General features: G+C 38.4%; 20 protein-coding genes. 17 read left to right on the top strand and 3 right to left on the bottom strand.

Features of this window, described 5'->3' with window-relative positions:
* Nucleotides 1-46 precede the first annotated feature (46 nt).
* On the bottom strand, nt 47-1,942 hold the full coding sequence (gene yidC, locus WKT13_RS10975) for a membrane protein insertase YidC (RefSeq protein ID WP_340323909.1): 1,896 nt from the start codon (nt 1,940-1,942) through the stop codon (nt 47-49).
* 38 nt (nt 1,943-1,980) lie between these two features.
* Nucleotides 1,981-3,588 (bottom strand): CTP synthase, encoded by a 1,608-nt coding sequence (locus WKT13_RS10970; protein WP_298617408.1) that lies wholly within the window; start codon nt 3,586-3,588, stop codon nt 1,981-1,983.
* A gap of 127 nt (nt 3,589-3,715) precedes the next feature.
* Between WKT13_RS10970 and WKT13_RS10965 the strand changes: the two genes are divergently transcribed.
* Nucleotides 3,716-5,011, top strand: a complete 1,296-nt coding sequence (locus WKT13_RS10965; RefSeq protein WP_340323908.1) for a DUF3078 domain-containing protein — start codon at nt 3,716-3,718, stop codon at nt 5,009-5,011.
* Nucleotides 5,012-5,746: 735 nt separating this feature from the next.
* Here the strand turns inward: WKT13_RS10965 and WKT13_RS10960 are convergent.
* A complete protein-coding gene (locus tag WKT13_RS10960; RefSeq protein ID WP_340323907.1) occupies nt 5,747-8,380 on the bottom strand; it encodes a valine--tRNA ligase in 2,634 nt (877 codons plus the stop codon).
* 92 nt (nt 8,381-8,472) lie between these two features.
* Between WKT13_RS10960 and mazG the strand changes: the two genes are divergently transcribed.
* The 16 genes from mazG to coaW all read left to right on the top strand — a co-directional run bounded on the left by mazG (nt 8,473) and on the right by coaW (nt 23,567).
* The gene (gene mazG / locus WKT13_RS10955) at nt 8,473-9,327 is read left to right on the top strand and encodes a nucleoside triphosphate pyrophosphohydrolase (protein WP_340323906.1); all 855 of its coding nucleotides are present in this window, start codon (nt 8,473-8,475) and stop codon (nt 9,325-9,327) included.
* 74 nt (nt 9,328-9,401) lie between these two features.
* A complete protein-coding gene (locus WKT13_RS10950) occupies nt 9,402-9,959 on the top strand; it encodes a lipocalin family protein (RefSeq protein ID WP_340323966.1) in 558 nt (185 codons plus the stop codon).
* An 18-nt stretch (nt 9,960-9,977) separates the two neighbouring features.
* Nucleotides 9,978-10,892 (top strand): ribonuclease Z, encoded by a 915-nt coding sequence (locus WKT13_RS10945; protein ID WP_340323905.1) that lies wholly within the window; start codon nt 9,978-9,980, stop codon nt 10,890-10,892.
* A gap of 94 nt (nt 10,893-10,986) precedes the next feature.
* Nucleotides 10,987-11,295 carry a T9SS type A sorting domain-containing protein gene (locus WKT13_RS10940; RefSeq protein WP_340323904.1) on the top strand — a complete coding sequence of 103 codons (309 nt, stop codon included), beginning with the start codon at nt 10,987-10,989 and terminating at the stop codon, nt 11,293-11,295.
* Nucleotides 11,296-11,471: 176 nt separating this feature from the next.
* Nucleotides 11,472-12,857, top strand: a complete 1,386-nt coding sequence (locus WKT13_RS10935) for a L,D-transpeptidase family protein (protein ID WP_340323903.1) — start codon at nt 11,472-11,474, stop codon at nt 12,855-12,857.
* A gap of 1 nt (nt 12,858) precedes the next feature.
* Nucleotides 12,859-13,401, top strand: a complete 543-nt coding sequence (locus WKT13_RS10930; protein ID WP_340323902.1) for an RNA polymerase sigma factor — start codon at nt 12,859-12,861, stop codon at nt 13,399-13,401.
* A gap of 44 nt (nt 13,402-13,445) precedes the next feature.
* Complete coding sequence (locus WKT13_RS10925; protein WP_340323901.1) at nt 13,446-13,808, top strand: hypothetical protein; 363 nt, start codon at nt 13,446-13,448, stop codon at nt 13,806-13,808.
* Between the two features lie 13 nt (nt 13,809-13,821).
* The gene (locus WKT13_RS10920) at nt 13,822-14,262 is read left to right on the top strand and encodes a hypothetical protein (RefSeq protein ID WP_298617387.1); all 441 of its coding nucleotides are present in this window, start codon (nt 13,822-13,824) and stop codon (nt 14,260-14,262) included.
* Entirely contained in the window at nt 14,259-14,993 is a 735-nt protein-coding gene (truA, locus tag WKT13_RS10915) for a tRNA pseudouridine(38-40) synthase TruA (protein ID WP_340323900.1), read from the top strand. Before WKT13_RS10920 ends, truA begins: the two co-directional genes overlap by 4 nt.
* A gap of 28 nt (nt 14,994-15,021) precedes the next feature.
* The gene (locus WKT13_RS10910; RefSeq protein WP_340323899.1) at nt 15,022-15,939 is read left to right on the top strand and encodes a DMT family transporter; all 918 of its coding nucleotides are present in this window, start codon (nt 15,022-15,024) and stop codon (nt 15,937-15,939) included.
* Between the two features lie 682 nt (nt 15,940-16,621).
* The gene (dapA, locus tag WKT13_RS10905) at nt 16,622-17,509 is read left to right on the top strand and encodes a 4-hydroxy-tetrahydrodipicolinate synthase (protein WP_340323898.1); all 888 of its coding nucleotides are present in this window, start codon (nt 16,622-16,624) and stop codon (nt 17,507-17,509) included.
* A gap of 137 nt (nt 17,510-17,646) precedes the next feature.
* The gene (locus tag WKT13_RS10900) at nt 17,647-18,672 is read left to right on the top strand and encodes an iron ABC transporter permease (RefSeq protein ID WP_340323897.1); all 1,026 of its coding nucleotides are present in this window, start codon (nt 17,647-17,649) and stop codon (nt 18,670-18,672) included.
* Between the two features lie 29 nt (nt 18,673-18,701).
* Entirely contained in the window at nt 18,702-19,973 is a 1,272-nt protein-coding gene (locus WKT13_RS10895; RefSeq protein ID WP_298617376.1) for a hemolysin family protein, read from the top strand.
* Nucleotides 19,974-19,977: 4 nt separating this feature from the next.
* Complete coding sequence (gene ligA / locus WKT13_RS10890; protein WP_340323896.1) at nt 19,978-21,975, top strand: NAD-dependent DNA ligase LigA; 1,998 nt, start codon at nt 19,978-19,980, stop codon at nt 21,973-21,975.
* A gap of 22 nt (nt 21,976-21,997) precedes the next feature.
* Nucleotides 21,998-22,663 (top strand): B3/B4 domain-containing protein, encoded by a 666-nt coding sequence (locus WKT13_RS10885; RefSeq protein WP_298617372.1) that lies wholly within the window; start codon nt 21,998-22,000, stop codon nt 22,661-22,663.
* A gap of 43 nt (nt 22,664-22,706) precedes the next feature.
* A complete protein-coding gene (gene coaW / locus WKT13_RS10880) occupies nt 22,707-23,567 on the top strand; it encodes a type II pantothenate kinase (protein ID WP_340323895.1) in 861 nt (286 codons plus the stop codon).
* Nucleotides 23,568-23,569: the final 2 nt, after the last annotated feature.

The raw sequence follows: 23,569 nt of genomic DNA, 5'->3' as shown, positions 1-23,569 counted from the left end.
ATAAATCCTTCTTTACATAATCTGCCTGAATATCTTTTAAAATAGTTTATTGTCTGTTCCGTCTGCGTTCAAGTTCTTCACGCTTGCGTTGCAGTTCTATCTGTTGTTCCTGCATTGCCTGAAGACGTGCTGCCAATCCGCTTAGTTTCTTTGGATTGTCTTTGTTTTCCTTATAGCGAGCTTCAAGTATTGCAAGTAACTTTTCATCATTTGTTGTCTTACGGAGTGTCCACATTATCAGTGCACTGCAGAACAAACTGGTGAAATAATAGAAATTAAGACCTGATGAATAGTCGTTGAACATGAAGAAGAAGAACACTGGCATAAGATATGTCATCCATTGCATCATCTTCATCTGTTCTGCCTGTTGTCCGACCATCTGATCCTTCTGCTGACGCATTGTCATTATTGAGTAAAGAATGTTTGATACACAGAACAGAATACATGTCAGTGACAAATGATCGCCTATCATCCAGATGTTGGTGTTCCATTCAAGGATTGGATCGTATGTAGATAAATCCTTTATCCATAAGAAACTTTCACCACGCAACTGTATGGCGTTTGGCACAAAGTTAAACATAGCAATCCAAATAGGAAGTTGTATAAGCATTGGCAGACATCCAGAAAGAGGGCTTACGCCGTATTTTGCGTATTCAGCCATCATTGCCTGTTGCTTCTGCATCTGGTCTTCCGGCTTGTTGAATTGTTTTGTAGCTTCTTCGAGTTTCGGCTTCAATACTCTCATTTTGGCTGAACTCATGTAGCTTTTCTTTACCAAAGGATAGGTTATTACCTTGAGCAACAATGTTATGAGAATAAGAACAATTCCCATATTGATGTTCATGCTGGTGAGGAAGTCGAATACGTAAATTGTGAACCACCGATTGATTATTCGTATGATAGGCCATCCGAGGTAAACAAGTCTTTGTAGTTCCAAATCCTTGTCGTAGCCAACTTCTTTTTCTATGCGCTGAAGAAGACGGAAATCATTAGGGCCGAAATAAAAGTCGAACTCAGAAGCTTTCTGTCCGGTAGGATCGAAGAATGTCTTCATTTTTGCTTCATATTGTTTCAAGTATCCTGAGCCCTTCTGCTGCGGTATACTTGTCATTACCGAATTGTCCGAGAAGTCGTTTTTTGCAATCATGACCGCAGAGAAGAACTGGTTTTTGAATGCAACCCAGTCGATCTTTTCCTCAATGGTCTTGCCAATCTCTTCTCCGGTACTGCTCAATTCATCAGTTCCACCTTCAACGTCATGATAGGTAAGACTTGTGTGCTGGTTCTCAAATGTAAAGCCTTTTTCTTGCTGGCGGCATTTGTCACTCCAATTTACGTCCATCATACTATAATTGGGTGAGAAAAGACCTTCCATGCCATTTGCAAGAAATTCCATGTGAAGCAGATAGTCTTTGCCGAGGGTGTATTTGATTGTTATGTCCTTACCATTACCAGCTATTGCTGTCATCGTAACGGTTGAATCAGTTACATTTGATGGCGTGAAGTACAGATCTGCTGTATTGATGTTCATTTCCTTTGCCAGGAGAATGAATTTAAGGCTCTGATCTTTTTTGTCGAATAGAGTAACGTTCGGGTTGTTTTTATAGTCGGAGAAATTCTTCACAACAGCTTTCTCCGGTGTTCCACCTTTTGTGTTTAACGTCACTTCAATACTTTTGTTCTGAAGTTTTATCTTTTCTTCTTTTCCCCTCAGAGCTGAATAAAACAATGCAGTTGTGTCCTGAGCTCTTGCATTTTCTTCTGCAATTTTCTTTTCCTGTGCCTTCTTTTGGGCAAGCTCAGCCTTTTGTTTTACGACGTTATTGATAGAATCCTGACGTGCCATAGCCGCTCTTTCCTCAGCTGAGGGTTGTGACCACACGCCGTATCCTATCAGTACGGCTGCTATTAAGACAAAGCCTATAATAGTATTTTTATCCACTTTTCTATATATTATGTTTTGAATTAAAGACCTGTCGCTTATTTGTTTTTATTATCTATTGCTGCTTTTACAAACGACATGAACAGAGGGTGTGGCTTGAGCACGGTGCTTTGATACTCAGGATGGAACTGTGTTCCGACAAACCATTTAAGTCCTGGTATTTCGACAATCTCTACGAGGTCGCTTTCTGGATTCCGTCCTACGCATTGCATGCCAGCCTTCTCGTATTCTTTCTGATATTTATTATTGAACTCGTAGCGATGGCGATGGCGTTCTTGTATGTGTTCTTTTTTGTAAATATCGAAAACACGGGAACCTTGTCTAAGAACACATTCGTATGCACCGAGGCGCATTGTACCACCCATGTTTGTGATATTTTTCTGCTCCTCCATTATGTCAATTACATTATGTTCAGTCATTTCGTCCATCTCACGGCTGTTTGCGTCCTTGTATCCGAGGACGTTGCGTGCAAATTCTATTACCATCATCTGCATTCCGAGACATATGCCGAATGTCGGAATATCGTGTGTGCGTGTATAGTGGCATGCGATGATTTTACCTTCAATACCACGCTGCCCGAATCCTGGACAGATCATGATACCATCCTGTCCGGCAAGCTTTTCTGCAACATTCTCTTCTGTAATCTTTTCTGAATTGATGAACGTCAGCACAACTTTATGATCGTTGTAAGTTCCTGCCTGTGAAAGGCTTTCTCTTATGCTCTTGTATGCATCCTGAAGATCATATTTTCCAACAAGTCCTATTTTCACTTCGCTTGTAGCATTTGTTCTTCTTTCCAAGAATTTACGCCACGGTCCGAGTGTCGGAGTCTCACCGATTGGTTCTCCCATTTTGCGAAGTATAGCTGTATCGAGGCCTTGTTTCTGCATTTCTAATGGAACTTCGTAAATGCTGGGCTGGTCCTCGCTCTGAATAACACAATCCTGGCCGACATTGCAGAATGCCGAAACTTTGTGCAGGATGTTTTCGCTAAGGTGCTTTTCTGTACGTAATACAAGGATATCCGGCTGTATTCCTATGCTCTGCAGTTCCTTTACCGAATGCTGGGTTGGCTTTGTTTTTATTTCCTGAGCAGCTTTTAGGTATGGAATATATGTCAGGTGTACGCATAAAGCTCTGTTGCCGAGTTCCCATTTCAACTGTCTTATGGCCTCAAGAAATGGTGTGGACTCTATATCGCCTACAGTTCCTCCAATTTCAGTAATCACGAAATCGTAGCCATGTTTACGACCAAGTTGTTTTACGTTGCGTTTTATTTCGTCAGTGATATGAGGAATCACCTGGATTGTTTTTCCTAGAAAGTCGCCGCGGCGCTCTTTGTCTATCACGGCTTTATAGATTCGGCCGGTTGTCAGCGAGTTTGCTCTGGTTGTCTGTATATCGGTGAATCTTTCGTAATGTCCGAGGTCAAGGTCAGTCTCGGTACCGTCAACAGTAACATAACATTCGCCGTGCTCGTATGGATTGAGAGTGCCCGGATCGATGTTGATGTAGGGGTCAAACTTCTGGATTGTGATGTTGTATCCTCTTGCCTGCAAGAGTTTACCTATTGATGACGAAATGATGCCTTTGCCAAGCGATGAAACTACGCCGCCTGTGACAAATATGTATTTTGTTTCAGCCACGATAAAAAGAATATAATTAGTTAAAACACATAAGTAATACAAGGCGCAAAGTTAGCACAAAAATGCGAATTAGACAAACAACTTTAAATATTTATTCTTACCTTTGTGCGGTAAACGGAATTCGGATATGAATATTAGATATATACTGTTATTGTTGTTCTGTTTGTTTGTATTTGGTGCGAGTGCGCAGATACAAGTGGTTGCTGTCAAGATGCAACCGCGTGACTCTGTTGCAACGTACGTTAAGAATTACACAGACTCACTGAAGATATACAAATCTAAACTTGATTCGTTACAGCGTCTTAATGATTCCTTGAATATTGAAAAAGAACTTGATGCACGATATTATCGTCTTTTCACTCCGCTTACATTTTATTATAATATAGCCAAGAAACAATTTGATATAAGTTCGGATACAATTCTTGATGAGCCGGATAAGTCTCTTCTTGCTGTGTATATGCATCGTCCCGATCTTGTTCTCGGGTCACAGAAACAGCTTGATCAGGCAGGAACTATACGTACACCAATAAGCTCTGCAGTAACCCCTGATGCTGACATTGTGGACAAAGTGTCACCGACTGTTACAGAATCGGATGTTGCACCTGTGGATATTATTGTAAAGAAACCTAATTTTTGGAAACTTACCGGAAAGACAGAATTATATGTTGAATATAATCATACAACAAAAAACTGGCTTGATGGTAATGATAAAAGCCATTCTTCAATAAAAGGATATGTTACTCTATGGGCAAATTATGATAATAAAAAGGGATTTAGATGGAATAATACATTTGAATTTCGATTGGCTCTAAGACACGTTTCTGAGGATACGGTGCACACGTTTAAGACAAGTGAAGACAAAATTCGATATACCGGAAATATCAGTATTCAGGCAATAAAGAATTGGTCCTATGCTTTTCAGGTCTCGGCTGAAACGCAGATGTTGAGGGGATTTGATGCAAACTCCAATTTTGTTAACACAGATTTTCTTTCTCCATTAGTTGTTTCTCCATCCATTGGTATGGATTACAATTTCAACTGGTTTAAAGGGAAACTTACAGGCTCTACACATTTTGGACTTTTAGCATGTAACATGAGATATAGCGACAGAAAAAACCTGTCATCCCGTTATGGTATAGAAGCCGATAAACATTTCAAGATTACTTATGGTTCAGAGATTACAATAAACTTTACGTTGAATGTGGTAGATGGAATAAGCTGGCGGAGTCGTATCCGTGGTTATACATCGTACGATAATAGTATTATGGAATTTGAAAACTGGATAAATTTCCGTATTAATAAATATCTTTCCGGTCAATTTTATGCATATCCGCATTTTGATGATGGCAGGTGGCCCGATGAAGATCATGGATATTGGAGATTCAAGGAAAATCTTAGCCTTGGTTTTGTATATTCTTTCTGATTTTATGTTAGCGCATGTTAAACTCGTGATAATATAAAAAAAGAAAACCAGGATGTAGATGTTAAATCTTAGTTGAAGATAATATTTAAAATTTTACATTGAGTTGAGTGGATTGCATATTTGTGCAAAATATTGCATAAATATGATTGTGCTGTGATGTGTTGATACACAGTTGTTTGTATGGTGTACGTTTCATAGTATCCGAAAGGTACCGTATTAGGCTCTTATATTGGCCTTCTTAGCTGCTTATATGGTTCATATCATACTGTCAAATTGCCTTTTTCAAAATGCGATAAAGGCTATTTTGTAAAACGTATAGCCTGTCATTGTTTTAGTGATTCGCTCAAAATAGTTTTTTCGGGATATATCTGCGGTTGATTATTACTCTGGAATGATAAAATGAAATGTTAAACACGTTGGTGTAAAGATAAATAAATATTAATGGAAATTTGCGTAAAAATGCGCGTCACGGGTAGTAAGTCTGTCAATCATGGATTTAATATTATATCCGAAATTGTAGTGCTCAAAGAATGAAATACAATAAGAATTTATATCTGTGTTTTGTCGTGCTTCTTTCGTGGCAGCAGCCCATTAAATATCATTACAGTGTAAAGAAGGAACGGCTTTTATGAAAAGATTCCGGTGTATATGAACATCTAATGGATATATGTATAGAGCATAAAAATATGTGCGTTTGCATTTGAGCAAACGCACATACTTATATGTATTAATAATTTATTTCAACGCTTTAAGAGATTCCTTTATTGCCGCAATTTTTTCTTCACTGTCGTTCTTTTTCTTGCGTTCCATAGCTACAACAGCCTCTGGGGCATTGGCTACAAACTTCTCATTTGACAGTTTCTTGTTTATGCCGTTGAGGAATCCTTCGAGATGTTTCAGCTGAGCCTCGAGTCTTTCTATCTCTGCGCTTACATCTATCATGTCGCCAAGTGGTATGGCAAATTCGTCGGTGCCCACCATGAACGATGCTGCCGAGGCATCCTTGGCACTTACTACTTTTATGTCTTTGAGGTTTGCCATTTTGTTGATGATGCATGCATACTTTCCGTAATTGTTGGCGCCTATGCAGTGAAGTTCAAGTTCTTCTTTCAGCGGTATATTCTTCTGGTTGCGCACTGTGCGTATGTTGCTTACAATCTGTCTCGCACTTTCCATACCTATAGAGAGGTTTGCATCAGCGTCAGTAGGTTCTGCTACTTCCAATCTGTCACGCATGATGGATTCGCCTTCTTTTCTGTCGTATATGTGCTGCCACAGTTCTTCTGTGATGAACGGCATGAAGGGATGGAGCATCTTCAGTAATGTTTCGAAGAACTTAAGGGTTGCTTCGTATGTAGCTGAGTCTATTGGTTGGCCGTATGCCGGTTTCACCATCTCAAGATACCAACTGGAGAATTCGTCCCAGAAAAGGCGATAAACAGCCATGAGCGCTTCGGATATGCGGTATTTCTGGAACAGATCGTTCAGTTCGGCATTTGTCTGTCTGAGTTTAGCTCCAAACCATTCTACAGCTGCCGCATTTATTCCCGGTTGTTCAGTGTCGGTTGTTTGCCATCCTTTAACAAGTCGGAATGCATTCCATATCTTGTTGTTGAAGTTTCGTCCCTGCTCGCAGAGGCTTTCGTCAAACAGAATATCGTTTCCGGCTGGTGCAGAGAGCATCATACCCATACGCACACCATCTGCACCGTATTTATCGATTAGCATCAGTGGGTCTGGGGAGTTGCCGAGGCTTTTCGACATTTTACGTCCCAATTTATCGCGTACTATACCTGTGAAATAAACATTGCGGAACGGCATGGTCTTACGATACTCATATCCGGCCATGATCATTCTGGCAACCCAGAAGAAAATGATGTCAGGACCTGTCACGAGGTCGCTCGTCGGATAATAATATTTTATTTCCTCGTTGTCGGGATGTTCAACTCCGTCAAATACAGAAATCGGCCACAGCCAGCTTGAGAACCATGTGTCGAGACAGTCGCTGTCTTGTTCGAGTGAGTCAACAGTGAGTGTGGCATTTTTTGACAGCGCCATTTGCAGTGCCTCCTCTTTTGTCTCGGCCACCACGAAGTCGCGTTTGCCTTCTGATGTCATGAAATAGTATGCTGGAATGCGGTGTCCCCACCACAGTTGACGGCTGATACACCAGTCCTTTATGTTTTCAAGCCAGTGGCGATAAGTGTTTTTGTATTTTGCAGGATAGAACTTTATTTCGTCGTTCATGACAGGTGGCAGTGCGATGTCGGCAAAGTGCTGCATCTTCAGGAACCACTGCGTTGAAAGTTTAGGCTCGATAGGTACGTTTGTTCGTTCGGAGAATCCTACTTTGTTGGTGTAGTCTTCCACTTTCTCCATGAGACCGGCGTCCTTCAAGTCTTGTTCAATTTTCACTCTTACGTCCATTCTGTCCATGCCGACATACAGTCCTGCGGCTTCGCTTATTGTGCCGTTGTCATTGAATATGTCGATTGTCTCGAGATTGTGTTTCAGACCAAGGGCGTGGTCGTTTATGTCGTGTGCCGGAGTTACTTTCAGACATCCTGTTCCGAATTCTATATCAACATAGTCATCCTCTATCACTGGAATCTGTCTACCTACGAGTGGTACGATAACGTGTTTTCCGCGCAGCCACTGGTTTTTCGGATCGTTCGGGTTGATACACATCGCAGTATCACCCATAATGGTTTCAGGACGTGTGGTTGCTACAACGGCGTATTTGCCGGGGTCTTCTACAACCATGTAACGCAGATAGTAGAGTTTAGAATGCTCCTCTTTGTATATAACTTCCTCGTCAGAAAGTGCGGTCTGTGCCTTCGGGTCCCAGTTCACCATGCGCACTCCGCGATATATTAATCCTTTTTTGTAAAGGTCGCAGAACACTTTTATAACACCTTTTGAGCGTGTCTCGTCCATAGTGAAGGCCGTACGGTCCCAGTCGCAGCTTGCGCCGAGTTTGCGTAATTGTTTAAGAATGATTCCTCCGTGCTCATGTGTCCAGTCCCATGCATGCTTGAGGAACTCATCACGTGTTATGTCTTTCTTGCTTATGCCTTCCTGGGCAAGTTTGTTTACGACCTTGGCTTCAGTGGCAATCGACGCATGGTCGGTACCGGGTACCCAACATGCGTTCTTGCCATCCATTCGTGCACGGCGCACGAGTATATCCTGAATGGTATTGTTGAGCATGTGGCCCATATGGAGTACACCAGTTACATTAGGTGGGGGAATAACTACGGTGTATGGTTTTCTGCCGTCCGGCTTACTGCTGAACATTTTGTTGTCCAGCCAATATTGATACCATTTTGATTCCACTGATTGTGGATCATATTTACTTGCCAATTCCATATATTATTTATTTAGTTTTCTACATAAAAACGTTGCAAAATTAGTAAAAATACATTGAAATGTAGTATATTTGCATAACTAATAATAGATTTATGCATTCAAAAGAAGAAAAACTGCAGGCTTTCGGGCGTTTTCTTGATGTGTTGGATACGCTTCGGGAAAAGTGCCCGTGGGACAGGAAACAGACAAACGAAAGCCTGCGCCCAAATACAATAGAGGAGGTTTACGAACTGTGTGACGCTCTGTTGAAAGATGATGGTCAGAATATATGCAAGGAGTTGGGTGATGTGTTGTTGCATGTATGTTTTTATGCCAAAATAGGTTCTGAACAAAATCGTTTTGATATTGCAGATGTGTGTAACATGCTTACGGATAAGTTGATTTTCAGACATCCGCATGTTTATCATAAATCCCAAGTTGGTGCTCTTGATCCAAAGCCTCTGCCTTATGGGGAAAGTGGAGAAGATGCAGAATTGAAACATGCTACGACTTCGGCTGAGGTTGTAGAGAATTGGGAACAGATAAAACTTAAGGAAAAAGATGGCAACAAGCGTGTATTGGCTGGTGTGCCGGATGCACTTCCTTCACTTATTAAGGCTTACCGCATACAGGAGAAAGCACGCAATGTCGGTTTCGACTGGGAAGATAAACAGGATGTGTGGGGCAAAGTAGAAGAGGAACTGGATGAGCTGAAGAACGAACTTAAGAACGAGAATAAGGAACGCAGCTTGAGGGAGTATGGTGACTTTCTGTTTAGTATCATAAATGCCGGTAGACTCTACAAACTCAATCCGGATACAGCATTGGATTATACAAACCAGAAGTTTATCCGTCGTTTCAATTATATAGAAGAACAGAGCCATTTGCAAGGAAAGTCTATCAAGGATATGACCCTTGGTGAGATGGATGAATTGTGGAACAAGGCAAAGGCTTTAGAACGCGAATGAGCCGTTGTAATCAGAGGTATGTTATGTTTTTTGATGAATAACAGTATAATAAATACAACATTACTATGACAGATATGAAACATTCTTGCTTTATAATTATTGCAATACTTTTGTCAGGCATGATGGTTGGATGTCTGGATAAAAAAGCACAAAATACATCTCTGAATGTTGAAGAAAAAAACAGTGTTGAACCTGATACAACTGTTTATGGTGTATGTGGAGAAGGAACAGCTATGCATACGTTGCAGTTGATAACAGATGTTGGGGACACATTAGAGTTCGCTCTTCTCGACGAATATGATATGCAGGCAGATGTTCAGGGTGGGCTTATGGCTGGTGACAGAATGGCTGTTGTTGGTACTTTTGTCAATGGCGAGAGAGTGGCGTCAAAGGTTATCAATGTTACGACGTTGCTTGGTAAATGGGTGAGCATTGATAAAAATTTTGAAATAGAAGAAGGGGGTACTGTAAAGTCAAATGTAAAGGCAGAGACAAAATCTTGGACATCATGGAAGATATTCAACGGACATTTACTGTTGAACAAAGACACTTTTGATATAAATTCTCTAGGTGCAGATTCTTTGTATCTTGAGAATAATGATGGAATATTTGTATATAAAAGGCAGCAATAAAACGTTTTCTGATAAGATATGGAGTCATTCAGGGTACATATTCTTGGTTGTGGAAGCGCCTTGCCCACACTTAAGCATAATCCGTCTTCACAGGTCATAGAGATACGTGGTAAGTATTTCATGGTAGATTGTGGTGAAGGAACTCAAACACAATTGCGCCGTTCAAAAATCAAGTTTACCAGAATAAATGCTGTGTTTATATCGCATGCTCATGGTGATCATTGTTTTGGACTGATTGGGATGATTTCCACTTTCGGAATGTTGGGGCGTACTGCTCCGCTTCACGTATATGCACCATCCGCTTTTAGGAAAATAATGGAGATGCAGATGGATTTTTTCTGTAATGGATTTGAGTACGATGTTGTTTTCCACGATATCGATACGACAGTGCAAAAAATAATATATGAAGACAGAAGCCTGACGATTGAAACTGTTCCTCTGTCGCATCGTGTTCCATGTTGTGGTTTTATATTCCGAGAGAAACCTACATTACCTCATATCTTGCGTGACATGGCGGATTTTTATAAAGTACCTGTTTCGCAGTTCAATAATATAAAGAATGGGACTGACTGGATAGATGAAGAAGGTAATGTTGTTCCTTACACAAGATTGACAAGACCTTCTGGCCCAGTACGCAGTTATGCATATTGCAGTGATACAAGATATATACCTTCGCTTTATGAATCTTTGAAAGATATTAGTGTTCTGTATCATGAATCGACATATTTAAGCGAAGATGAAACTATGGCGCAGATGTATTGTCATAGTACTGCTGCTCAGGCTGCTCGAGTGGCTGCGGACGCAGGAGTTGGCACACTTGTGCTTGGGCATTATAGTGCGCGTTATGATGATGAAAAAAAATTGTTGGCAGAAGCGAAAAATGTGTTCTCCAATAGCATTTTGAGTTATGAAGGGTTGATAATTGATGTATAGTTAAATAAATATAAATGATTTGGCCGCATTCGCTCATTATTTTATGTATTATATTGAAAATTATTATATTTGCGTTTGAATAATCTTTAACAATATGATAAAATATATACTCAGCATACTTTTTGTGGCACTTTTTGTTGTAGGTACACCTGTCTTTGCGATGTCGGATGCAGAATTGTCAACCATTGATGCTTCTGTTACAGAAATGACAATTACTGTTAATGGTTCTACTGTTCGTGTTACTGGTGCAAATGGTTGTGTTCTTTCTATTTATAATGTAGCCGGAGTGCGTGTTAAGACAGTGAAGATTGATAGTGCTGATAAACTGTATGATCTTGATCTGCCGAAAGGTTGTTATATCTTACAAGTAGGAAAAACAGTACGTAAAATATCTATCAGGTAAATATTTTGCGTTTCATAGGATATATTATATCGCTTTTTTTATTGATACTTTCTGTATGTTCTTGTAATGAAAGAAAGTATAATGCTGGTTTGTCGTTAGAATATTTTTCAGAAATAAGTTCAGAAAGATATTCTGTTGATAATTCTTTGTTGAGAAAAGAAATGCGCCGGTTGGTTATGAGTGATAAAGACAGAACTGAGTTGGATGTTTTTGTTAGAAAGTATTATCAAAATTCAGGAAGTTTTTTGTGGATTACCCGTAATGGTGTAAGTGCAAATGCTGATACTTTGTTGAGATATATAAGTGATATCGGGCATATTGGCTTTGATCCGGAAAAATTTTACTGTTCACAGATTCGGAATGATGTTGAAATATTGAGGAATCTTGAATTTGATGATTCTGATAATATAAATTCTATAATTGTCCGTTTGGAGTATTACTTGACAAAAGCGTATATACGATATTGCGCAGGACAGCGTTTTGGTTTTGTGAATCCGACAACGGTTCTTAATACATTGGATGTAGATGATTCGGATACGGTTAATGTTAGGTACAAATGTCTTTATGACATACCTATGCGTCACCCCAACCGAGCATTTTATAATGAAGCATTTCGTAAGATAGTGAATGATAGTGTTGGAATATTCCTTTCAGATTCACGTCCGCAAAATTATATATATAACTCACTTTTGTTGCGTCTTGGTAAGTGTAACAAGCAATTAAAGATAAAATATTTGTGTAATATAGAGCGGGCAAGATGGCGATTGGATGATTATCCTGAGAATTATGAAAAATATGTTTTCATAAATCTTCCTTCACAGACGCTTGAAGCTGTGAATGAAAAGGACAGAATGTCTATGAAAATCATTTATGGAAAGGTTTCAACAAAAACGCCTCTATTGACGAGTAAAATAAACAGACTTGATTTTAATCCCAAATGGGTTATCCCTAAAAGTATAATAAGAAAGGATATTGTACGCCATATTCATGATGATGATTATTTCATTAGAAATAATTATTATGTAATGGAAAGAAAATCGGGAGAACGTGTTGAATTGTCTGAAGTAACCAAGGATATGCTTTTGTCTAATGAATATCGGGTGATACAAGAAGGTGGAGCAGGAAATTCGTTAGGACGAGTGATATTTAGATTCAATAATAATTTTTCTGTTTTTCTTCATGATACTTCCAGTCCTGGAGTTTTTGCCAGAATAGATCGTAGAGCGTCTCATGGATGTATTCGGGTGGAAAAGCCGTTTGATCTGGCTGTTTTCATGTTGTCAGAGAGGGATGAAGATGTGATAAAAAAAATAAATTATTCAATGACAGCTCCGGTTCATCTAGATGGATATAATGAGGGTGATTCCGAAGATAAAAAAAAGGAAAGCGTCACGTCCGTAAATAAGAAGTTGTATATCAACAGTTTGAAGGTGGAGCCAACTGTTCCTCTTTTTATAACATATTATACGATATACCCTGCAGAAAACAATGAAGTCAGAGAGTATAGTGATATATATGGATATGATCAAGTGATATATGAGCAATTGAAGCGCTTTATGTGAAATGGATCAAACGAATAAAACAGACATATCATGCAGGACATCGGATGATTTGAAACAAATATTTTCCGATATTGTGAATCAATACAGTGAGTCTTTGTATTGGAAGATAAGGCATATAGTATTGAATCATGATGATGCTAATGATATTCTGCAGAATGTTTTTATAAAAGCTTGGAAAAGTCTGGATGATTTTCAGAATAAAGCAAAAATTTCAACATGGCTTTATCGTATTGCAATCAATGAATCGCTTGATTTTATAAGAAAACAAAAGTCTTCTGCTGTTTTTGAGGCAGATACAGATGATACTCTTGCAAACCGGTTGATGGCAGATGATTATTTTGATGGTGATGAAACAGTCGCATTGCTTCAACAGGCTATTGCCACATTACCTGAAGTACAACGGGTTGTTTTTAATCTGAGATATTATGATGAGATGAAATACTCTGAAATGAGTAAGATGCTTAATACTACAGAGGGTGCGTTGAAGGCAAGCTATCATATTGCTGTGAAGAAAATAACAGAATATTTTAAGTCACATGATTAAACTTTCGGGATATATATACGTCAAATTTACAAAACGATATATCTATGAACACTGAAGATAAATTTTTAAAGACGCAATTTGGAAACAAAAGACCATTTAAGGTGCCGGATGGGTACTTTGAGGATTTTGCATCTCAAATATTGGACAAACTTCCAGATAGAGAATTAGAGATTGCGCATGAACCGAATAAACCTTCTGTATGGCGAATAAGATATGTTGCAGCTGCAGCATGTTTCTGCGCAGTTTTATTCAGTGTGGCAATATATTTGGATAAAACTCAAAAGAAGACAGATCATGGACTTCAGTCTTCTGTCACATACGATGCCTATTATGATGTTGTTGATTATGTGACAGACTATGGCATGATGGACAATGATGATATATATGCATTATTATCAGAAAATTAAAAACAAATATATTTTGAAAACAAGAATTGTATTAATACTGTCGTTTCTTTGCCTGACATGTTTTTATGCAAATGCGCAGGAACGTCAACGTTTCAGTCCGGAACGTTTTGAGACGGAGTTGGAGCAGTTTATCACTACTGATGCATGCCTTTCACCTGAGGAGTCTGCTCGTTTCTTTCCTGTATATCGTGAGATGCGGAGGAAGCAGAGGAATATTCTTGACAAGAATAAGTTTATGCGTCATATTGATTTTAATGATGATAAAGCTTGTGCAGAGGCTATAAGACGCAATGATTCTAATGATATAGAGATGAAGAGATGCCAGAGGGAGTATCATGAAAAGTTCATGCAGATACTACCAGCATCAAAAGTGTTCCGTATAATACGTTCTGAAGATAAGTTCCATAGAAAGGTTTTCAGAAAGGCTGTTAATAAGCGGGGCAAGCAGAAATGACGAACAGATATTTTGTTTATTTGTCTTATGATGGTACGTTGTATCATGGTTGGCAGATTCAGCCGAATGGACGTTCTGTGCAGGAAATGTTGCAGAACGCATTGTCATTGATATTGCGTGAAACTGTATCTGTTGTTGGAGCAGGAAGGACTGATTCTGGAGTTCATGCACGACAGATGGTAGCACATTTTGACACAGAAAAGTCGTTTGATTGTATAAATCTTTCATACAAGTTAAATCGGATACTTCCAGCAGATATTTCTGTTTCAAAGATAGAACGTGTAGATGATGATATGCATGCGCGTTTCAGTGCGAAATCCCGTACATATCATTACTATATACATACTTGCAAGGATCCTTTCTGCAGATATTATTCTTGTGAGTTGCACTATGATTTGGATTTTAATAAAATGAATATGGCAGCAAGGCATTTGCTGGATGTAGAGGATTTTGGTGCTTTCTGTAAGAGTCATTCGGATGCTAAGACAACCTTATGTAAAGTTTATGAGGCTGAGTGGATACGTGATGGTGAGTACAGATGGCATTTCAGAATTTCTGCCAATCGTTTTTTGAGAAATATGGTGAGAGCTGTGGTGGGTACTTTGATTGATGTCGGACGTAATAGGATCACATTGTCTGAGTTTGACGATATTGTAGCTGGTCGTAATCGTTCTGCTGCCGGAGAGAGTATGCCTGGTAATGCTTTGTTTCTCGAAAATGTAGAATATTGACAATGTTTGCATTTAAAGTTTTGTATATATGTGGCTTTTAATGGCATTTGTTTCAGCTACGCTATTGGGCTTTTATGATGTATTTAAGAAAAAAGCCTTGTCTGGTAATGCTGTACTTCCTGTACTGTTTCTCAATACATTGATATGCTCTCTATTGTTTTTACCTTTTATTGTCATATCTGCGACATCTTCGGTGCTTGATGAGAGTTCATTTTATGTTCCAATATGTGGTTGGGAGTTTCATAAATATGTGGTTCTGAAGAGTGTTATAGTGTTATTGTCGTGGTTGTTTGGGTATTTTGCCATGAAGCATCTGCCGCTTACAATTGTTGGTCCAATAAATGCGACACGTCCGGTAATGGTTTTATTGGGTGCGATATTAGTATTTGGAGAATCCCTTAATGTATATCAATGGATTGGTGTCATACTTGCAATTGTGTCGTTTTTTATGCTCAGTCGAAGTGGAAAGAAAGAGGGACTTGATTTTGGACATAACAAATGGATTTTCTTTCTTGTTCTTGCTGCATTGTTTGGGGCGGTGAGTGGTCTTTATGACAAATATCTTATGGCATCGCCAGATAATGGCGGTGTAGGATTGTCACGTATGTTTGTGCAGAGTTGGTACAACCTGTATCAGTGCGTCATGATGGGATGTATGCTTATTTTGATATGGTGGCCGTTACGTCATCGAACTACGTCATTTCACTGGCACTGGAGTATTATTTTTATAAGCATATTTTTGAGTGCGGCAGATTTCATATATTTTTATTCACTAAGTCTGCCAGATTCAATGATATCCATTGTTTCTATGATTAGACGTGGCAGTGTTATTGTCAGTTTTTTCTTTGGTGCCTTGTTTTTTCACGAAAAAAATCTCAAGGGAAAGGTTGTCGACCTTTTCTTAGTATTATTGGGAATGATATTCCTCTATATAGGAAGTCGTTGATACTTTACACGTTTTGTTATACGTGAAATGCTTTGTATCCATAGTTGAGATATAGCAATTATAAATGAATTTATATGAGATAGAACCTGCGTCTATTTTATATAATTCGTTTTATGAGAAATGCTGAAATCTATTTTGCTGATAAGAAGATGATAACCTGACAGGTTGTGTTATATAAAATATCACATATATATTACACTTTGAATTTTTAAGATTGCCTTTTAGACATTCAGAAAAAGGCCATTCTGTTTTATTATATGGCCAGTTTTATTAGATGTAAATATTATTTTTAGGAAACGATATAATCCTTATGATGAAATGAGAATGTTGAATCACATGTTTTGATGAGTTTTTCCTTTATATAGTTTTTGTTGTAATATCTGTAATTGATTAGGAATAGAAATTATGATAATGTATATCGACTCTTGGTAAGAGAGGAATAAAGCATGTTTTAACATTTCGGTTATGTGGTTAAAAATAATTTTATATGTCTATGTATAGATATTGTTTTGTTAATATTATCCGATAAGTTTGACATAATGCTACCTGTACATACTTTGTTGTGTGGATATGTAATCATAATGTACTATATGTTACCAATTATAATTTTTTTATTAAAACGGTTTCAAAGTTTCGTTTTTATATAGTATCTTTGCAGGTAAATTGAAAGTAAATATAGAATATGGCACGAAATATCTTCAGAGGTTTAGGAGTGGCCTTAATAACACCTTTTACAGAAAATGGCGATGTTGATTATAATTCGTTGAAAAGACTTGTGGAATATCAGATTCAAAATGGAGCTGATTTTCTTTGCATTCTTGCAACAACCAGTGAAGCCCCCTGCCTGTCGAAGGAGGAAAAACAAAAAATAAAGGATTTTATTGTTGATATAAACAGTAAACGCATTCCGATATTGATGGGATGTGGCGGATATAATACGAAGGCTGTGGTTGAAGATTTGTATACCACGGATCTTACTGGCATCGATGGGATTTTGAGTGTGTGTCCATATTATAATAAACCTTCTCAGGAAGGCCTTTATCGCCATTTTATGGCTGTTGCGGAGGCAAGTCCGTTGCCTGTGGTTCTTTATAATGTTCCTGGACGTACAGGAGTGAATTTGAAACCTGAAACGACAGTAAGACTTGCAAATGATAGTAAAAATATAGTCGCTATAAAAGAAGCCTCTGGTAGTCTTGAACAGGTAGATGAGATTATAAAAAATAAGCCTGCCGATTTTAATGTTTTGAGTGGCGATGATGCTCTCACTTTTTCGATGGTGGCAAGCGGAGCAGCTGGTGCTATATCTGTAATTGGCAATGCTTTACCAAAGGAGTTCTCGAGAATGATAAGGCTTGAGTTTAAAGGTGAATATGAGCCAGCTAGAAAGATACATCACAGTTTTACAGAACTGTATTCTTTGCTTTTCGTAGACGGTAATCCTGCAGGAGTAAAGGCACTTCTTCATGAGATGGGATTTATTGAAAATATCCTCAGGTTGCCACTTGTGCCGACACGTCTTACCACATTACAAAAGATAACGAATATACTGAAGGTATTGAAAATCTGAACCATTTACGGATAATATTTGTCCGGATTGGGTATTATTAGTGCCGATATATGTGAAATTAATGTATGCATACAGATGAAAGATGATATTCCAATTGTGGTTGTTCCTGTCCTTTCAAAATTTTATCTTGAACGGATATGAAAGCAGGCGGTCTATTGATTCTTTTGTTGGTAGGCGGAGTGATTGCTGTTATTGTTCTCAACCTTTTTATTGGGTCTGTGAGTATTCCGTCAAAGGAAGTTTTTAAGATAATAATGGGGCAAGAAACTGTGAAGTCTAGTTGGCGGTTTATTGTCCTTGATTCTCGTCTACCTCAGGCTATTACTGCCGTATTGTGTGGAGCATCTCTTTCTTTGAGCGGGTTGTTGCTTCAGACGGTTTTCCGTAATCCTTTGGCAGACCCTTCTGTTTTCGGAATTAGTAGTGGGGCAGGATTAGGTGTTGCACTTGTTATGCTTCTTTGGGGTGGAAGCATGATGAGTTCTGTATTCTGTCTTGCTGGTTTTGTTGCAATATTCTCGGCCGCATTTTTGGGGGCTATGTTCATGACTTTTCTTATTCTGTTCGTAGCAACAAAAGTGAGAAATAGCATACTACTTATTATCATCGGTATAATGATAGGTTATATTGCATCGTCTGCCATAACCATGCTTAATTTTTTTGCTACCGATGAAGGAGTCAAGTCGTATGTCGTATGGGGAATGGGAAATTTCAGTAGTGTATCATCTGTATATTTACCATTATTCTCTATAATAGTCGTACTATCAGTAGTTGCATCCGCATTATTGATTAAACCTCTTAATGTGTTTCTTCTTGGAGATGCATATGCAGAAAATCTTGGTGTCAATGTAGTAAGATTGCGTAATGCCGTATTGTTCATTACAGGATTACTTGTTGCTGTTTCAACGGCATTCTGCGGCCCGATAGCTTTTATTGGGTTGTCTGTTCCGCATATTTCTCGCATGCTTATGCGTACTAATGATTATAGATTGCTTCTTCCTGCTACTGTGTTGATGGGAAGCATGGTAGCACTTGCTTGTAATTTTATGTGTAATCTACCTGGGAATAAAGGGATAATACCTATTAATGCTGTAACTCCCCTTATAGGAGCACCAGTTGTAATATATGTCATAATGCGTAAAGCAAAGTTCAATTTACATTAAAAACATATACGTATAAAGTGAAATAATATATGAGTGAAATTTTTATTATTATTGGATTGATTGTTTTGAACGGAATTTTTGCAATGTCAGAGATCGCTCTGATATCAGCTCGTAAGTCAAAACTAGGGGCTGATTCTAAAAAAGGTAGCCGTTCTGCAGAGACAGCATTAAAGCTTGCTGAGCAACCGGATAGATTTCTTTCTACAATTCAGATAGGGATAACCCTTATTGGCATTTTGACTGGTATATATTCAGGAAATCAAATTGCTCTGATAGTTAAGGATTGGTTTATATCGATGGGAATGTCGCCCGGTTATGCTCCTGCCGTAGCTCAGACAATGATCGTCATTCTTGTTACTTATCTAACATTGATTTTTGGAGAGCTCTTACCTAAGCGTGTTGGGCTTTGTATGGCAGAAAATGTAGCAAAGTTTGTAGCACGTCCTATGTATATGCTTTCACGGATCGCATCACCTTTTGTGTGCTTACTTTCTGGAAGTACCGCATTTCTTTTTCATATTTTAGGGCTTAAGAATAAAGAGTCTAAAGTTACGGAAGAGGAGATAAAATCTATAGTAAAAGAGGGTACGGAAGATGGAGAGGTACAACCTGTAGAGCATGATATTGTACAAAGAGTGTTTTTATTAGGAGACCTTGAAGTGGATGCTATCATGACGCCTAGAAATGATATGGTTTGGTTGAATAATACTATGACTGCCAAACAGGTGAAGGATATAATAGCAGAAGATATGTTTGCCGTATATCCTGTAGCAGATGGGGATTTGGATCATGTTAAGGGGGTTGTTTCTTTGAAAAATCTCTTTTTTACTCTTGATAAACCGGATTTCAATCTCGATACTATTGTTGCAGAGCCGACGTTTATATATGAAAATATGGACGTATATAAGGCATTGGAGTTAATGAAATTACAACATACTGGTTTTGCACTTGTATGCGACGAATTTGGTTCGTGTGTGGGTATTGTTACTTTGAAAGATATCCTTGAAGGTCTTGTTGGTAATATGCCGAGCGAACATGATTTTGAACAACAGATTGTTCCACGCTCTAATGGTGATGGCTGGCTTGTTGACGGACAGTGTCCAATGTTTGATTTTCTTAAATATTTCAATGAAGAGGAATTGTACGAGAATGAGGATTATAAAACAGTTGCCGGGTTGTGCATAAACACATTGGAACATATTCCTACCTGTGGAGAGCATTTTGACTGGAAAATGTTCAGTTTTGAGATAGTAGATATGGATGGCGCTCGTATAGATAAATTCCTAGTTAAAAAGAATTAATTGTATGGATGAGAAAGAACGTATAGAAGAATTAAGACGATTGTTGCATGAATATAATATTAGGTATTATATTTACAACGATCCTATTATAACAGATCTTGAGTTTGATTCGCTAATGAATGAACTCCAGAAGCTTGAACAGCGTCATCCAGAATTATATGATGCCAATTCACCTACGCAACGTGTTGGAAGCGATTTGAATGGCAATTTTGAGCAGGTTGAACACAAATATCCAATGCTGTCGTTGTCGAACACTTACAATGAACAAGATGTAGCGTCATGGTATGATAGTGTCTGTCGTGGATTAGATGGAGAGAATTTTAATGTGTGTTGTGAGATAAAGTTTGACGGTTTATCTATATCTCTTATATACATTGACGGAAAGCTTATAAGGGGGGTGACCCGTGGTGACGGTGTACATGGTGATGATGTTACAACGAATGTCCGTACGATACGTAGTATTCCGCTTGTACTACAACCAGGAGATTACCCGAGAGAATTTGAGATACGTGGTGAGGTTCTTATGCCATGGAATGTATTTGATCATCTGAATAAAGAGCGTGAACTGGCAGAGGAACCTTTGTTTGCTAATCCTCGGAATGCTGCAAGTGGTACATTGAAGAGTTTAAGTTCTAAACTGGTTGCAAGTCGGCATCTTGATAGTTATCTTTATTATTTACTTGGAGAAAATCTTCCGTGTGATGGTCATTTTGAGAATATGCAAAAAGCTGCGGAATGGGGATTTAAGATAAGTGATGCCATGCGTAAGGTAAGTTCTTTGGATGAAATATATGATTATATAAAATATTGGGATGTAGAGCGCAAAAATCTGCCTGTTGCAACAGATGGTATCGTATTGAAGGTTAATTCTCAACGACAACAACGTTTGTTGGGATATACGGCGAAAAGTCCAAGATGGGCGATAGCATATAAATTTAAAGCAGAACGTGCTTGTACAAAGCTTACTGATATAAAATACCAAGTAGGGCGTACTGGGCAGATTACTCCTGTGGCTTGTCTTGATGAGGTGCAGATATCAGGAACGTCTGTAAAACGTGCAACATTGAATAATGAAGACTTCATAAAAAAAATGGATCTGCATATAGGAGATTATGTGTATGTGGAAAAGGGTGGGGAGATAATCCCAAAAATTGTTGGTGTTGCATATGATAAGCGTGATGCACATATCTTGCCGGCCACTTTTATCACACATTGTCCAGAATGTGGCACAGAACTTATAAGGTATAATGGAGAGGCGGCCTATTATTGTCCAAACGATTCAGGGTGCCCACCTCAGATAAAGGGGAGAATAGAACATTTTATTGCACGTAAAGCAATGAATATTGATTCTATAGGTCCGGAAACTGTGGATGAGTATTATCGAAGAGGGTTGATTAGAAATTTCGCCGACTTATATGATATAACCGTAGAAGATATTAATGGAGATGGTAATCGTGAGCGTTCTGCAAAAAAAATAGTGAATGGCATAGAGGCTTCAAAGTCTGTTCCATTCGAAAGAGTTGTTTTCGCTTTAGGTATTAGATTTGTCGGTGAAACTAATGCTAAATTGCTGGCTCGCTATTTTAAGAATATGGATGCTCTAATGGGAGCTACAGAGGAGGAACTCAAGGCTGTTGACGGAATAGGTGATGTAATGGCACGTAGTGTTATCGATTATTTTGCTTCGCATGAAAATAGAAAGATTGTAGAGCGTCTGAAACATTACGGATTACGTATGAGTATTGAGGAAAGTTCGGAAGAAAACACGACAGACAAACTTAATGGAATGAGTATTGTTATTAGTGGTGTTTTTGCAACTCATACACGTGATGAGTATAAGATGATAATTGAAAGGAATGGAGGTAAAAATGTTTCATCGATAAGTGCCAAGACTACTTTTGTTCTTGCTGGTGATAAAATGGGACCTGCAAAATTACAGAAGGCGGAAAAGCTTGGAGTCAGGATTATAGATGAGGAAACTTTCCTTAAAATGTTAGAATGAATAATTTATTATAAGGTTGTGTATGAAGATAATTGTATCGAAGGAAATAAAGAATATATGTCCTGTTTTTGTCGGATCCTGTATTGAAGCTACTGTCAAAAATACACCTTATAGTAATGCTTTGTGGCTAGAGATAGATGAAATGTGTCATATTATTAAAAGACGTTATACGACAGAAACGCTCAAGTCTGTACCTGCAATAGCTGCTACTCGTGAAGTTTATAAAATATGTGGAAAAGACCCCTCAAGATATCGACCCGCGGCAGAAGCTCTTGCGCGTAGAGTTCTTCAAGGCAAGAATTTGTATCAGAGAGACACCCTTGTTGATCTTACAAATATGGCAAGTATGATGTCTGGTTATAGTTTAGGGGCATTTGATTCAGACAAATTTTATGGTGATACTCTGGTGTTAGGTATAGGACATGATGGTGAGCCTTATGAAGGAATTGGTCGTGGCATGATAAATATTGCAGGATTACCAGTATATCGTGATAGTAAAGGTGGGGTAGGTACACCTACAAGTGATAATGAGAGAACCAAAGTTGGACTTGAGACCAAACATCTGATGGTTCTTGTTAACGGCTATGATGGGAATGAAAATAGCGTATCGGAAACTTCTGATTTAATAATTAGACAGCTTGAACAATATTGTGAAGCAAGTAATGCAAATTATTATATATATAGATGAATTTGTATTATGTCGTTGACATATAAAAATATGCAAAGAGGATATGAAAATAGTAATTGGAATTGATGTTGGTATAAGTACAACAAAGATAATTGGAATAAATGAAGAGGGACTAGTCTTGTCTCCGATTCGTATTAGGGCTACAGATCCGATAACATCCCTTTATGGAGCTTTTGGAAAATATCTTTATGACAATAAGATACAGTTGGATGATGTGGAGAAGGTCATGCTTACTGGAGTTGGGGCTGCATATATAGACAAGGCTGTTTATGGATTACCCACAGGCAAGTCGGAAGAGTTTATTGCCAATGGTTTGGGGGCACGCTATGAGACAGATTTGGAACGTATGATGGTTGTAAGTATGGGTACAGGAACTTCGATTGTCAAATGTGATCATGAAGAAATTGTGCATGTTGGAGGAATTGGCATTGGAGGTGGTACATTACAGGGCTTGTCAAGATTATTGCTGAATACAGATGATATCAAGCAGGTTGCTGCACTTGCTGAACATGGTGATTTGTCACATATTAACGTTTTAATTGGAGATATCAGTCTGAATCCTTTACCCGGGTTACCAATGAATGCTATAGCATCTTTGTTTGGTAATGCAAAAAGTGATGCTTCGCGAGAGGACCTTGCTCTTGGGCTAATCTGGATGGTTCTACAATCAATATGTAGCGCATCAATATTATCTTCTTTGGGAAGTGGAATAAAAGAATTTGTTATGATAGGCAATCTTACATTGCTGCCACAATGTAAATTAGTATTTCCTGCTACAGAAAAATTGTATGGCGTAAATTTTAGAATTCCAAAATATTCTGAATTTTGTACGGCAATAGGTGCAGCTTTGAATTATATGAATGACGAAAAAAATATTGATTTGAGTTTGTATAAAAATATATAGGC

Source organism: Prevotella sp. HCN-7019 (assembly GCF_037890215.1).
Classification (GTDB): domain Bacteria; phylum Bacteroidota; class Bacteroidia; order Bacteroidales; family Bacteroidaceae; genus Prevotella.
Note: the sequence above shows the minus strand (reverse complement) of the source record. Positions and strands in the feature narration are given on the sequence as shown.